The following is a 13,766-nucleotide window of genomic DNA, read 5'->3' on the forward strand; positions in this document are numbered from 1 at the left end:
CAACTGTCTCACTCGTGCTTATTTTTGCAGTAGAGAGATGTCAGCAATCTGTAGGAACAGGTTACGCAGGTTGTTCAGTAGCGTTAGACGGTTCTTCTTAAGCGCTTCGTCATCAGCCATCACCATTACGTTATCGAAGAATGCATCAACCGGTTCACGTAGATCAGCCAGCTTGCTTAGGGCTTCTTGGTAGTTGCCTGTAGCGAATGCGGGTTCTAGTGCTTCCGTCATTACTTCAACATTTTCAGCCAGCGCTTTCTCTGCGTCTTCTTGAAGAAGAGCAAGGTCGATTTCAGCAGGTAGCTCACCATCGAATTTCGCAAGGATGTTACCTACACGCTTGTTCGCTGCGGCTAGTGCTTCTGCTGCTTCCAGTTCACGGAAGTGAGAAACCGCTTTAACACGTTGGTCAAAGTCTGCTGGCTTAGTTGGACGACGTGCTAGTACCGCTTGGATGATATCAACGCTGAAACCAGCATCTTGGTACCATGCGCGGAAACGACCTAGCATGAAGTCGATTACGTCAGCTTCTACATTGTCGTTGGTAAGCTTGTCGCCTAGTAGTTCTTTCGCTTTACCGATCAGATCGGTTAGGTCTAGGTTGTAGCCGTTTTCAACGATGATACGTAGCACACCTAGAGACGCACGACGAAGTGCAAATGGGTCAGAACCTTTTGGTGCTTGGCCAATACCGAAGATACCTACGATAGTGTCTAGCTTGTCTGCCATTGCAACTGCAGAAGAGATACCCGTGCTTGGTAGATCGTCACCAGCGAAACGAGGCATGTACTGCTCGTAAAGTGCTAGTGCAACTTGCTCGTCTTCACCATCGTGAGTCGCGTAGTGCATGCCCATCACACCTTGAGTATCCGTAAATTCGAATACCATTGATGTCATTAGGTCACACTTAGCCAGTAGGCCAGCACGCTTAGACTTTTCAACGTCAGCATCGATTTGCTCAGCAATGTAGCCTGCAAGCTCTGTGATGCGGTCTGTTTTGTCTTTGATCGTACCCAATTGCTTCTGGAAGATAGCTTGGTCTAGTTCAGCAAGACGGTCGATAAGCGGACGCTTACGGTCTGTGTTGAAGAAGAATTCAGCATCAGCAAGACGCGGACGTACCACTTTCTCGTTACCTTCGATAACGTGACGAGGCTCTTTAGACTCGATGTTTGATACGAAGATAAAGTTAGGAAGTAGCTTCTTGTTTTCGTCGTAAACAGGGAAGTACTTTTGGTCACCTTTCATGGTGTAAACCAAAGCTTCAGAAGGTACTTTTAGGAACTCTTCTTCAAACTTCGCTGTAAGTACTACTGGCCATTCAACCAGAGACGTTACTTCTTCAACAAGGTCATCTTCTAGGTCAGCTTTACCGCCAACCGCTGCTGCCGCTTTTTGAGAGTCAGCAAGGATGATCGCTTTACGCGCTTCGTAATCCGCCATTACTTTACCGCGCTCTTCTAGGATCGCAGGGTATTGGTCAGCAGAATCGATGGTGAACTCTTGTTCGCCCATGAAGCGGTGACCACGGATAGTACGAGCAGATGCTACACCTAGGATTTCGCCTTCAACAAGCTCATCACCTAGTAGTACTGTCAGTGTTTTCACTGGACGGATAAATTGAATGTCTGAGTTACCCCAGCGCATTGCTTTAGGAATTGGTAGGCCAGCCAGTGCTTTCGCAGCGATGTCCATCACCAATTCTTGAACTGGTTTGCCAGCTACTTCTTGTTTGAAAAGAAGCCACTCGCCTTTGTCGGTTTTCAGACGGTCAGCTTGCTCAACAGTGATACCGTTACCGCGAGCCCAGCCTTGTGCCGCTTTCGTTGCGTTGCCTTCCGCATCGAATGCTACTGAGATTGCAGGGCCACGCTTTTCAACCACTTTGTCCGCTTGGCCTTCAGCCAGTGCTGTTACTTTAAGTGCAAGGCGGCGAGGTGCTGCATACCATTTCACGCCTTCGTGAGAAAGCTCAGCCGTTTTAAGACCCGCTTCAAAGTTAGCAGCAAAGGCTTCTGCTAGAGAACGAAGTGCCGTTGGTGGAAGCTCTTCCGTACCCAGTTCAATTAGAAAATTCTTCGCCATGATTACTTCTCCTCGTTTGTCTTTTTACACATCGGGAAGCCAAGCGCTTCTCGTGACGCGTAGTACGCCTCTGCAACAGCTTTAGTCAGGTTGCGGATACGAAGGATGTAACGTTGACGCTCTGTTACAGAGATAGCTTTGCGCGCATCAAGGATGTTGAATGCGTGACCTGCTTTTAGAATGCGCTCGTAAGCTGGAAGCGGCAGTGGCTTCTCAAGCTCAAGTAATTCTTTACACTCTTTTTCGCACTGGTCGAAGAAAGTGAATAGGAAATCTACGTCTGCGTGCTCGAAGTTGTACGTTGATTGCTCAACTTCGTTTTGGTGGAAGATGTCACCGTAAGTCACGTTAGAACCGTCTGGTGCTACGTTCCATACTAGGTCGTAAACTGAGTCTACTTCCTGGATGTACATTGCTAGACGCTCGAGACCGTAAGTGATCTCGCCGGTAACAGGTTTACACTCAAGTCCGCCAACCTGTTGAAAGTAAGTAAACTGAGTGACTTCCATGCCGTTTAGCCATACTTCCCAACCAAGGCCCCATGCGCCTAGTGTTGGGTTTTCCCAGTTATCTTCAACGAAGCGAATGTCGTGAACAAGTGGGTCAACACCAAGAACCTCTAGTGAGCCTAGGTACAACTCTTGGATATTGTCTGGCGATGGTTTTAGCGCTACTTGGAATTGGTAGTAGTGCTGAAGACGGTTAGGGTTTTCACCGTAACGGCCATCAGTAGGACGACGTGAAGGTTGTACGTAAGCTGTAGACATTGGCTCTGGGCCAAGTGCACGTAGACATGTCATTGGGTGAGAGGTGCCAGCACCTACTTCCATATCTAGTGGTTGAACAATGGTACAACCGTTTTGTGCCCAGTAATCCTGCAGCGCGAGGATCATTCCCTGGAAGGTTTTGATATCGTATTTTTGCATAGTCAGGTTCGCGCGATTCTTTTAAATGAGTGATAAAAATAACCTCTGAGTATACCGAGATATTCGTAAAGCGAGTAGGGGTAATCTTGTTTAATTAGTGGTCTAAAATGTCGTTTAGTGGATTTTTTTGCCTTTAATGTTTGTTTTTCGGTACAAGTGGATATTTTGATAAGTTTGACACTTGTTTTTGAGTACGTAGGTGATTAGAATCTCGCGGTCTTTGGGGAGTAGCTTACTTATTCATATCCTATTGAATGAGTTCGTCCGTCAACATAATTGATGCAAAATCATCATGGCGTTCGAGGCAACCACCACCTTGGTGGCGCTTAGCAAGACCTTAGACAAGCATCGTGAACCGGGATGGGGCGCGAGGTTTGTCTTTGGTTAAATATAATAATCTCCGTCCCAAATGAGCATGTCGTGAGCGTTTTAGCAATTTCAATTACAACTGTCGCCTTAGCCGAGATCGGTGATAAGACTCAGTTGCTCTCTCTTTTATTAGCCAGTCGATATCGCAAGCCGATACCTATCATCGCGGCTATCTTCTTTGCCACCATTGCCAATCATGCTCTTGCTGCATGGCTCGGGGTTGTGGTCGCCGATTATTTATCTCCCGAAGTTCTTAAATGGGTGCTGGTGGTCAGTTTCATTGCGATGGCGGGCTGGATTTTGATTCCGGATAAGTTGGATGACGATGAGCAGATCTCAAACCGAGGCCCATTTGTCGCCAGTTTTATCGCTTTCTTTATTGCTGAGATTGGTGATAAAACCCAGATTGCGACCTCCATTCTAGGGGCGCAATATTCAGATGCATTAACGTGGGTGATCTTGGGTACTACGATTGGCATGTTGTTGGCGAATGTGCCTGTGGTGATCATCGGTAAGCTATCCGCTGACAAGATGCCTCTTGATTTGATTCGTAAGATCACAGCCTTATTATTCGTCGGTTTGGCTATCGCTGCTGCGTTCTATTAATGGATAACGTTGAGGCTAATTATACTCAACCAGTAGAGTAATGTGTTGTAGGTCATACTCTTACAGTATTGTGGGAGTTATCGAGCGAATGGACATATAACTGTCATACTTGTCATGATATTTTAATATTGTGAGTTAAGAACACGAGGGCATGATTATGTTGACGCGTTATATGGGTATTACTCCACAAAGCCAAAGCTATCTATTTACCTTTGGTTTGGCTCTTACACTGTTAGGCATGGTGTTGACGGATATGTGGCTGCCAATGGTGGCTGGTTCGATGATTATGACCGGGCTTGCGGTAGAAGCTTGGATTCGAGTCGCGCATATTATTCCTATGCGAAAAGATATCCGAGAAATTCAGCATCAGCTTGAGCATCTGCAAAATAAATCTAGAAATGAATAAACAAAAAGCCGCTCGTACTCTGAGTTCTGTTAAAGAACATAAGGTACGAGCGGCTTTTTTGATACTTGATAGTCGGTGGGGCGTTACGCCTCCAACCCCTTTCTGATCAAATACTGGTACGGCAAAGCTTCAGTCGCTTGGCCGACCAACTGATGATCCATAAACCGACAAAAACTCGGGATGTCACGAGTGGTTGAAGGATCATCAGCTTTTACCAGTAACACATCGCCATCCTGCATGTTTCTAATTGTCTTCCTGACCATCATTACTGGTTCCGGACAACGCAGACCTTCAGCTTCTAAAGTATGGGTTGCCAGTTCAGGTTTGAATGTCATGGTTTGTATCTCTATATCTATCTAACGAGTGAATAATACGTCTGCAGAAAAAATATGCAATAAGTGCTTGGCAAACAGAATCAATTCCTATAACTTAGTTAACAAGTTGATAACAACTTGAAACAAAGGCAACTAGCTAAGGAGTGGCGATGTTGACAGGATTAGATAGATTAACAATTTATTCGGTTCTCTGTTTTATTTCTTTTTGTGCGTTAGTACTGCGTTCATCAACAGAGACCTCACTGATGCCTATTTTTGGCATAGTAGCAACGATAATTGGTATTTGGGTAGAGATGCGCCGTTGGCAAAGCATAGCCGAAGAGCAAGAGCACTAACCCGAGTACAACAAGCGAATTCCGATACGACAACATTCCGACACTATCCCCAAATTTTCTTGGGCTTCCCCGCGTAATTGCGGGATTTTTTTTATCTAAAGCATGCTATAAACAACTTAGTGACCAATGATAATTGTATACAGCTAGGTAAGTGGCGTGGAATTAGAAGACATCTATCGTAGAGACTTGAATTTACTGGTCGCCTTAAAAGTATTGATTGAAGAGGGCAGTGTTAGTCAGGCTGCGCTTCGTCTTAACCTAAGCCAATCGGCAACCAGCCGAGTATTAGGTCGCTTAAGAGAACTGCTCAACGACCCCCTGTTTACACGTCAAGGTCAGCACCTTATCCCCACCAAAAAAGCACTCGAGATCAGCCAGCGTATTGATCAACCTTTAGAATCATTCCGCCAACTGCTTAGCCCTAGTGCTTTCGACCCTTACTATTGCAGTGAACGTTTTTTGATTGCGACCACTGACTATGCGATGCAAACCATCTTGCCGTATGCATTGCCGAAAATTTATGAACAAGCACCTAATATCTCTTTGGAGTTTGCTCCGTTGCAGCATGAACATTTGTTTAAACAACTCAGTACTGAACATGTCGACATGGCGATTTGTCGTCCGAGTGGCAGCATTGAGCCACTTCATCAAGAAGTACTGGGACCAGTCGGCGTGTCGTGCTTGTTATCTAAAAATCACCCTTTGGCAGATAGTTCACTAAGCCTTGAGGATTATGTATCTCTGCCTCACGCGATGATCGCGATCAGTGATGGTGTTAAGGCTTTACTCGATAACGCTTTAGCTAATCAGCAGCCTCGAAAAATGGTTCTGCGCGCTTATCACCTTGAAGCGGCATTGGCGATTGTTGATAGAATGCCGTTGGTGATCACTGTACCTGCTGATTTGGCTTATTTGGTGGCTGAACGTTATGACTTAGTCGTTAAACCACTGCCATTTGAATTTATGCCGTTTGACTACTCACTTATCTGGCACTCGCGTTGTGATTCTTCTGCCTCACAACAATGGCTGAGAAGGGTCGTTAAAGAAGAGTGTGGTGAGTTGATTCAAAAGCGTATTGCGGATGTTGGCTTAGGTTAACTGAGGCTTAGCTTTGGTTTACTCGATCGAAATGACAAAAATGCAAAAGGGCTGATTACGATCAGCCCTTTGTTATTCTAGGTATGGAAGTTTAATTCACAATTACAGTTTAATAACTACACGACCAGTGATTTGACCGTTTGTGATGTCATCTGCAGCTTGAATTGCGTCATCTAAAGACACTTCTTTAGTGGCCTGGCCGTAGAAAGACTCAGGTAGCAACTCAGCTAGTTGTTCCCATGCTTTAATGCGTTTTTCACGAGGGCACATTACCGAGTCCACACCTTGTAGGCGAACGTTACGCAGAATAAATGGCATTACCGTTGTTGGTAAGTCAAAACCACCTGCTAGGCCACACATCGCAACCGCGCCGTTGTAATCAATTTGCGCCAATACTTTAGCAAGTACTTTACTGCCTACCGTATCGATCGCACCAGCCCACAGTTGTTTCTCTAGTGGTTTTGCTGGTTCTTCTAGTTCAGCACGCTCTACAATACGTGTCGCGCCTAGTGATTTTAGTAGTTCACCGTTTTCAGAAGCTCGGCCAGTAACCGCTGCCACTTTATAACCCAGTTGGTTTAGTAGAGTGATAGATACGCTGCCTACGCCGCCACTTGCACCTGTTACTAGGATTTCACCGTCTTCTGGTTTGATGCCTGCATCGACGATAGCTTGTACACAAAGCATTGCTGTGAAGCCAGCAGTACCTATCGCCATGACTTTCTTAGCGTCTAGACTCTTAGGCATAGGCACCAACCAATCACCGTTTAGGCTTGCTTTCTCAGCCATGCCTCCCCAGTGACCTTCACCAACACCCCAACCCGTTAAAACAACTTCGTCGCCTGCTTTGTAGCGAGGGTCATCAGATTGTGAAACCACACCAGAAAGGTCGATACCTGGAACCATAGGGAAGTTGCGAACAATGCGCCCTTTACCTGTAATCGCCAAACCATCTTTGTAGTTTAAAGAAGAGTAACTTACATCAACCTTCACATTACCTTCTGGTAATTGAGACTCATCAATCTGAGAAACTGATGCGATAGTTTTTTTGTCTTCTTGGTTTAGTACAAGTGCTTTAAACATGATCTGCTCCGTAGGAGGAATATTAGGAAACTGAAGTAACTTTAGTTGAATCGTTGGAGAAAAAATAATGAAACATCAACATTGAATCTATGCGTTTTGTGCATAGATATAGGTGGTGCTTTTTGTTTTACCAAGTTCATTGAACGAATCGATAGATTATCGGATGCCGAGTAATAAAAAGTGCAGCTATATAAATATAGCTGCACAAAAGATTACCCTTCAAGTATTACCGTTAGTGATCGCTATGGGCGTTCAAATACCGTTGCAATACCTTGGCCTAAACCAATACACATGGTTGCTAAGCCGTATTTCACGTCTTGTGCTTCCATCAGGTTGATTAGGGTCGTTGAGATACGAGAACCAGAACAGCCTAGTGGGTGACCGAGTGCAATCGCACCGCCGTTAAGGTTAACTTTCTCGTCAACCACATCCAATAGACCTAGGTCTTTAGCACATGGAAGAGATTGAGCAGCAAACGCTTCATTTAGCTCAATCACACCCATGTCTTCAATGGTTAGGCCTGCACGTTTAAGTGCTTTTTGAGTTGCTGGTACTGGGCCGTAACCCATGATTGAAGGATCGCAGCCAGCGATAGCCATCGACTTCACGCGAGCGCGGATCTTAAGGCCAAGCGCGTTGGCTTTATCCTCACTCATGATAAGCATTGCCGATGCACCATCAGACAGAGCTGATGAAGTACCTGCTGTTACCGTGCCGTTTGCTGGGTCAAACACCGGGCGAAGTTGAGACAAGCCTTCAACTGTGGTTTCTGGACGAATTACTTCATCGTAATCCAGAGTGAACAGAGAACCATCTGCCGCGTGAGCTTCGGTTGGTAGGATTTCATTTTTGAAACGCCCTTCAACCGTTGCTGCTTGAGCGCGAGCATGTGATCGTGCTGCGAATGCATCTTGGTCTTCACGGCTAATACCATGCATTTTGCCTAGCATCTCAGCGGTTAGACCCATCATCCCTGCCGCTTTCGCTACGTGCTTAGACATGCCTGGGTGAAAATCAACACCATGGTTCATTGGTACGTGACCCATGTGTTCGACACCACCGATCAGGCAGATTTCAGCATCGCCAACCATGATAGAGCGGGTCGCATCATGCAGAGCTTGCATAGATGAACCACATAAACGGTTGACCGTCACCGCACCAATCTCAATCGGTAGACCAGCAAGCAAAGCTGCGTTACGTGCAACGTTGAAGCCTTGCTCTAGCGTCTGTTGTACACAACCCCAGTAAATGTCTTCAATTTCGACAGGGTTTACTTCTGGGTTGCGCTCTAAAATGCCTTTCATCAAATGTGCAGACAGATCTTCAGCACGAGTGTGACGGAAAGCTCCACCTTTGGAACGTCCCATTGGGGTGCGAAGGCAATCAACAACAACTACATTATTCATTTTGCTATTCCTTTTCCAAATGTGGGTTACAGAGAACTGGCTTGTTGGCTGTCGTAAAAGCTTTCGCCCTTCGCTGCCATATCAAGCAATAGTTGAGGAACTTGGTACATTGCACCTAAGTCTTGGTAGCCTTTCGCCATTTCAACGAAGTTACCAATGCCCACACTGTCTAAGTAGCGGAATACGCCGCCTCTGAATGGAGGGAAGCCTAAACCGTAAACCAGTGCCATATCCGCTTCTTGCGGTGTCGCGATAATACCTTCTTCTAAACAAAGCACCACTTCGTTGATCATTGGAATCATCACGCGCTGGATAATTGTCTGGTCATCAAAGTCTTGTGGCTGTTGGCATACGTCAGCCAAGATAGGAAGAATGTCTTCAGAGAAAGTCTTCTTTGGGCGACCGCGTTTGTCTACGCTGTATGTGTAGAAACCGCTGCCGTTCTTCTGCCCGTATTTTTCAGCGACATAAAGCGCGTCAATCGCATCACGACCTTCTTTACCCATACGCTCTGGGAAACCTTGGGCCATTACGGCTTGTGCGTGGTGTGCTGTATCTAGGCCCACAACGTCTAGCAAGTATGCTGGTCCCATTGGCCAACCGAACTTACGCTCCATCACTTTATCGATCTTAGTGAAGTCAGCACCGTCGCGTAGCAACATGCTGAAACCACCAAAGTAAGGGAAAAGTACACGGTTTACGAAGAAGCCTGGGCAGTCATTAACAACGATAGGGGACTTGCCCATCTTCGCTGCGTAAGCGACTACGCGATTAATTGTTTCTTCTGAAGTATGCTCGCCACGGATGATCTCAACCAAAGGCATGCGATGCACTGGGTTAAAGAAATGCATGCCACAGAAGTTTTCTGGGCGTTTTAGAGATTTCGCTAGCAGGTTGATCGGAATCGTTGAGGTGTTTGATGTAAGCACTGTGTCTTCACCCACTAGACCTTCAACCTCACTCAGCACTGCTGCCTTAACTTTAGGGTTTTCTACAACCGCTTCCACAATCACATCTGATTGCTCAACACCTGCATAATGTAGACTTGGAGTAATAGAAGACAGGATGCCTGCCATCTTGAATCCATCTAGGCGACCGCGTGATAAGCGTTTATTCAACAGCTTAGAAGCTTCATTCATACCAAGATCAAGAGACGCCTGTGCGATGTCTTTCATCATCACTGGCACGCCCTTCAATGCTGACTGGTAAGCAATACCGCCGCCCATGATGCCAGCACCAAGTACCGCTGCGCGTTCAGTCGCTTTATTCGCAGATTTACCAGCCTGTTTTGCTAAGCCTTTTATGTATTGGTCATTCAAGAATAGACCAACCAGTGCTTTCGCTTCTTCAGATTTTGCTAGCTTAACGAAGTGTTTACGTTCGATGTCTAGTGCTGCATCGCGATCGCTACGTGCTGCTTCTTCAATAGCAATCACAGAAGTCATCGGAGCTGGGTAGTGAGGTCCTGCTTTTTGAGCCACTAAGCCCTTAGCCATGGTAAAGCTCATCATCGCTTCGAGTTTGCTTAGTGAAAGCGCTGATGTTTTTTGTTTACGGCGTAGCTGCCAATCGATTTTTTCATTTGCAGCGAGAGAAACAGTATTAATTGCTGAGTCTAGTAGTTGGTCTGTATCAACAATCGCATCTAACAAGCCAATCTTAAGCGCTTCATCAGCACGGCATGCTTTGCCTTGCGTGATAATTTCCATTGCGCTGTCAGCGCCGATAACACGTGGCAGGCGCACACAGCCACCAAAGCCAGGCATGATACCAAGTTTGGTTTCTGGTAGACCGATGCTGGTGGTCTTGTCGCCGATACGAAAGTCGGTTGCTAGGACACATTCACAGCCGCCGCCAAGAGCATGGCCACGCATCATTGAAAGAGTTGGTACAGGAAGATCTTCGAGCTTACTAAAGATTGAATTAGCGAATCTTAACCACTCATCAAGTTCTGCTTCTGGCTTAGCGAATAGGCCAAGAAATTCAGTGATGTCTGCGCCTACAATGAACGCGTCTTTGTTTGAAGTTAAGATTAAACCACGTAATCCAACGTGAGCATTTAGAGCATCTAACGCTTTATCTAGTGATTCTAAAGTAGCAAGGTCGAGTTTGTTTACAGAGGCCGGAGCGCAGAAGTTTAGTTCAGCGATACCGTCTTGTAATTCCTTTACCTGTAGGGTGTTAGCTTGGTAAATCATTGTCTATCTCCATGACATACAATCCACGATTGTTTGAGAGAATCTTGTTATCTTTCTAGTATTGTAGAATACCTGGTAAGACCAGTTGCTTTAGTCTGTACCTCTGTTTAGCTAATTTCAATACATTTTTTAAACAATTGTTTAACATTGTGCGATAGCACAGATCCTCTAACCCTTATTATTCACGCGTGATACACTTCGCTGCTCTTATTAATTAAGTTAACGATATGAATGAACAGCCCTATTTAATACCGTCTGCGTCGGCTCAGTTTGAAGAAGAGATAAAAAAGAGCGTCTTTATTACTCATCTTGCTCATACTCCAAGTGTAGAAGCTGCAAAACAGTTCGTAGAGCAGGTAAAGAAAGAGCATTCTTCAGCGCGACATAATTGTTGGGGTTTTGTTGCAGGGCGACCTGAAGACTCAATGCTTTGGGGCTTTAGCGATGATGGTGAACCCTCAGGTACGGCGGGTAAGCCGATATTGGCGCAATTGTCTGGTTCTGGTGTTGGTGAGTTAACGGCTGTGGTGACTCGTTATTCAGGTGGGATTAAGCTTGGAACGGGTGGCTTGGTTAAGGCTTATGGCGGAGGCGTGCAACAAGCGCTCAAGCAGCTTCAAACTATCGAGAAAAAAATAACCACAAAATTACGGCTAGAGTTAGACTATGGCTTTGTGCCGATCGCACAGTCCATCATGGCTCAGCATCAGGCTGTTGAGGTACAAGCGGATTATGGTGTTCAAGTTGAGCTTATCATTGAGATAGAGCTCCTGCAGGTAGATTCGTTTACCCAGACCATGATCAATAAAAGCGGTGCCAAGGCACTGGTAACGAAAGTTAAAGACAACTAGGAAGTTTGAAGCATTTTGCTTCGTTCAATAGCTCATGCAATTTCGCTCAATTATTCGAATCGTCGGATTATTATTAGCACTTTTTAGTGTATCAATGCTCGCACCTGCGCTCGTCGCACTGATCTATCGAGATGGTGCAGGTGTGCCATTTGTGACGACCTTCTTCGCTCTATTATTTTGTGGAGCGGTTTGCTGGTTTCCAAATCGACGCTATAAACATGAATTGAAAGCGCGTGATGGCTTCTTGATTGTTGTTCTGTTTTGGACGGTAATAGGCAGTGCGGGGGCATTGCCGTTTTTGATCGCCGATAACCCCAATATCTCAGTAACCGATGCCTTTTTTGAATCGTTTTCAGCGTTAACGACGACAGGCGCTACTGTTATTGTTGGCCTCGATGAACTCCCTAAAGCAATCCTGTTTTACCGTCAGTTTCTGCAATGGTTTGGTGGTATGGGTATCATCGTATTAGCCGTGGCTATCCTTCCTGTTCTAGGCATTGGTGGTATGCAGTTATATCGTGCCGAAATCCCAGGTCCGGTAAAAGATAGCAAAATGACTCCGCGTATTGCTGAAACGGCAAAAGCGTTGTGGTACATCTATCTCAGTTTAACCATTGCTTGCGCGGTGGCGTTTTGGCTTGCAGGAATGAGTTTCTTTGATGCAATCAGCCATAGCTTCTCAACCATTGCGATTGGCGGTTTCTCGACTCACGATGCGAGTATGGGTTATTTCAACAGCCCTGCTATCAACATGATTACCGTCGTGTTCCTTCTTATATCTGCGTGTAACTATTCATTACACTTTGCAGCGTTTGCCTCCGGTGGTGTACATCCCAAATATTACTGGAAAGATCCTGAATTCCGGGCTTTTATTTTTATTCAAGCGGTGCTGTTTTTAGTTTGCTTCTTATTATTGCTTAACCATAATTCTTATGACTCGTATTATGATGCTTTTGATCAGGCTTTGTTCCAAACGGTGTCTATATCTACAACTGCTGGTTTCACTACCACTGGTTTTTCTGAGTGGCCATTATTCTTACCTGTTCTGCTTTTGTTCTCTTCTTTTATAGGGGGCTGTGCAGGTTCAACAGGCGGTGGCATGAAAGTCATTCGAATCTTATTGCTCACACTTCAAGGTGCTCGTGAAATGAAGCGTCTTGTTCACCCGCGTGCTGTCTATACCATCAAAGTTGGTGGTTCGGCGTTACCACAACGTGTCGTTGATGCGGTTTGGGGCTTCTTTTCTGCATACGCATTGGTTTTTGTGGTTTGTATGTTGGCTCTTATTGCTACGGGGATGGATGAGCTAAGCGCTTTCTCTGCTGTGGCGGCAACATTGAATAACCTTGGTCCTGGTCTTGGCGAGGTTGCAATGCACTTTGGTGATGTTAATGACAAAGCAAAGTGGGTATTGATAGTGTCTATGTTGTTTGGCCGTTTAGAAATATTCACCTTATTAATTTTATTGACCCCTACGTTTTGGCGTAGCTAAGGACATATTGTGGCAAAAGCTCTATTTTTGTATTCAAGCCGTGAAGGCCAGACCAAGAAAATCTTGAACTATATAAAAGAAGAAATGAATGAGTTCGAATGTGAGCTTCAAAATCTGCACACTATTACTAGTGTCGACTTTGCTCAATACGACAGAGTCTTGATTGGCGCATCTATTCGTTATGGCCACCTTAATAAGAAGCTATATCAGTTCATTGATGCCAATCTTACTCAACTGCAATCAAACAAGGTCGCTTTCTTCTGCGTTAACTTAACGGCTCGTAAAGAAGACCAGGGTAAAGATACCCCTGAAGGTAGCGCTTATATTAAGAAGTTTCTTCTTAAGTCACCGTGGCAGCCAACTTTGATCGGTGTATTCGCGGGGGCTCTCTATTACCCTCGTTATAACTGGTTCGATAAAACCATGATTCGCTTCATTATGAATATGACAGGTGGCGAAACGGATACAACCAAGGAAGTCGAGTACACAAACTGGGAAAAAGTCTCTTTATTCTCTAAGAAATTGCAAGAGATGTAAGAGAAAGCCTACTTTTGAGGCGTTTTGAGTTCTTTTTAA

The 13,766-nt window shown here is 45.4% G+C and carries 13 protein-coding genes; 7 read left to right on the forward strand and 6 right to left on the reverse strand.

What is annotated here, in order from left to right; genetic code table 11:
* Positions 1-18: 18 nt before the first annotated feature.
* Together glyS and glyQ are read right to left on the reverse strand one after the other, a co-directional pair.
* Entirely contained in the window at positions 19-2,085 is a 2,067-nt protein-coding gene (gene glyS / locus ACED48_RS13550) for a glycine--tRNA ligase subunit beta (protein ID WP_017055489.1), read from the reverse strand.
* Positions 2,086-2,087: 2 nt separating this feature from the next.
* Entirely contained in the window at positions 2,088-3,011 is a 924-nt protein-coding gene (gene glyQ, locus ACED48_RS13555; protein WP_017055490.1) for a glycine--tRNA ligase subunit alpha, read from the reverse strand.
* Between the two features lie 420 nt (positions 3,012-3,431).
* Here glyQ and ACED48_RS13560 point away from each other — a divergent pair, with 420 nt between their 5' ends.
* Both ACED48_RS13560 and ACED48_RS13565 read left to right on the forward strand, forming a co-directional pair.
* On the forward strand, positions 3,432-3,986 hold the full coding sequence (locus ACED48_RS13560; protein WP_017055491.1) for a TMEM165/GDT1 family protein: 555 nt from the start codon (positions 3,432-3,434) through the stop codon (positions 3,984-3,986).
* A 151-nt stretch (positions 3,987-4,137) separates the two neighbouring features.
* Positions 4,138-4,392: a hypothetical protein gene (locus ACED48_RS13565; RefSeq protein WP_004736676.1), complete on the forward strand. Its 255-nt coding sequence runs from the start codon at positions 4,138-4,140 to the stop codon at positions 4,390-4,392.
* Positions 4,393-4,475: 83 nt separating this feature from the next.
* Here the strand turns inward: ACED48_RS13565 and tusA are convergent, their stop codons facing one another.
* The gene (gene tusA, locus ACED48_RS13570) at positions 4,476-4,727 is read right to left on the reverse strand and encodes a sulfurtransferase TusA (RefSeq protein WP_017055492.1); all 252 of its coding nucleotides are present in this window, start codon (positions 4,725-4,727) and stop codon (positions 4,476-4,478) included.
* 149 nt (positions 4,728-4,876) lie between these two features.
* On the opposite strand from tusA, the gene ACED48_RS13575 reads away from it, so the two are divergent.
* Together ACED48_RS13575 and ACED48_RS13580 are read left to right on the forward strand one after the other, a co-directional pair.
* Positions 4,877-5,062 carry a hypothetical protein gene (locus ACED48_RS13575; protein WP_017055493.1) on the forward strand — a complete coding sequence of 62 codons (186 nt, stop codon included), beginning with the start codon at positions 4,877-4,879 and terminating at the stop codon, positions 5,060-5,062.
* A gap of 156 nt (positions 5,063-5,218) precedes the next feature.
* Positions 5,219-6,160: a LysR family transcriptional regulator gene (locus tag ACED48_RS13580; protein ID WP_017055494.1), complete on the forward strand. Its 942-nt coding sequence runs from the start codon at positions 5,219-5,221 to the stop codon at positions 6,158-6,160.
* Positions 6,161-6,262: 102 nt separating this feature from the next.
* On the opposite strand, the gene ACED48_RS13585 is transcribed toward ACED48_RS13580, so the two are convergent.
* The 3 genes from ACED48_RS13585 to fadB all read right to left on the reverse strand — a co-directional run bounded on the left by ACED48_RS13585 (position 6,263) and on the right by fadB (position 10,847).
* Positions 6,263-7,243 carry an MDR family oxidoreductase gene (locus ACED48_RS13585; RefSeq protein WP_017055495.1) on the reverse strand — a complete coding sequence of 327 codons (981 nt, stop codon included), beginning with the start codon at positions 7,241-7,243 and terminating at the stop codon, positions 6,263-6,265.
* Between the two features lie 242 nt (positions 7,244-7,485).
* A complete protein-coding gene (gene fadA, locus ACED48_RS13590) occupies positions 7,486-8,649 on the reverse strand; it encodes an acetyl-CoA C-acyltransferase FadA (RefSeq protein ID WP_017055496.1) in 1,164 nt (387 codons plus the stop codon).
* A gap of 26 nt (positions 8,650-8,675) precedes the next feature.
* Entirely contained in the window at positions 8,676-10,847 is a 2,172-nt protein-coding gene (gene fadB / locus ACED48_RS13595) for a fatty acid oxidation complex subunit alpha FadB (protein ID WP_017055497.1), read from the reverse strand.
* Between the two features lie 227 nt (positions 10,848-11,074).
* Here fadB and ACED48_RS13600 point away from each other — a divergent pair, with 227 nt between their 5' ends.
* The 3 genes from ACED48_RS13600 to hemG are packed head-to-tail and all read left to right on the forward strand — an operon-like array spanning position 11,075 to position 13,727.
* Positions 11,075-11,698 (forward strand): YigZ family protein, encoded by a 624-nt coding sequence (locus tag ACED48_RS13600; RefSeq protein WP_017055498.1) that lies wholly within the window; start codon positions 11,075-11,077, stop codon positions 11,696-11,698.
* A gap of 34 nt (positions 11,699-11,732) precedes the next feature.
* The gene (locus ACED48_RS13605; protein WP_017055499.1) at positions 11,733-13,190 is read left to right on the forward strand and encodes a TrkH family potassium uptake protein; all 1,458 of its coding nucleotides are present in this window, start codon (positions 11,733-11,735) and stop codon (positions 13,188-13,190) included.
* 9 nt (positions 13,191-13,199) lie between these two features.
* Positions 13,200-13,727, forward strand: coding sequence for a menaquinone-dependent protoporphyrinogen IX dehydrogenase (hemG, locus tag ACED48_RS13610; RefSeq protein ID WP_017055500.1), 528 nt, complete (start codon positions 13,200-13,202; stop codon positions 13,725-13,727).
* The last annotated feature ends 39 nt before the right edge of the window (positions 13,728-13,766 follow it).

The organism is Vibrio sp. 5S239 (assembly GCF_041439575.1).
Classification (GTDB): domain Bacteria; phylum Pseudomonadota; class Gammaproteobacteria; order Enterobacterales; family Vibrionaceae; genus Vibrio; species Vibrio kanaloae.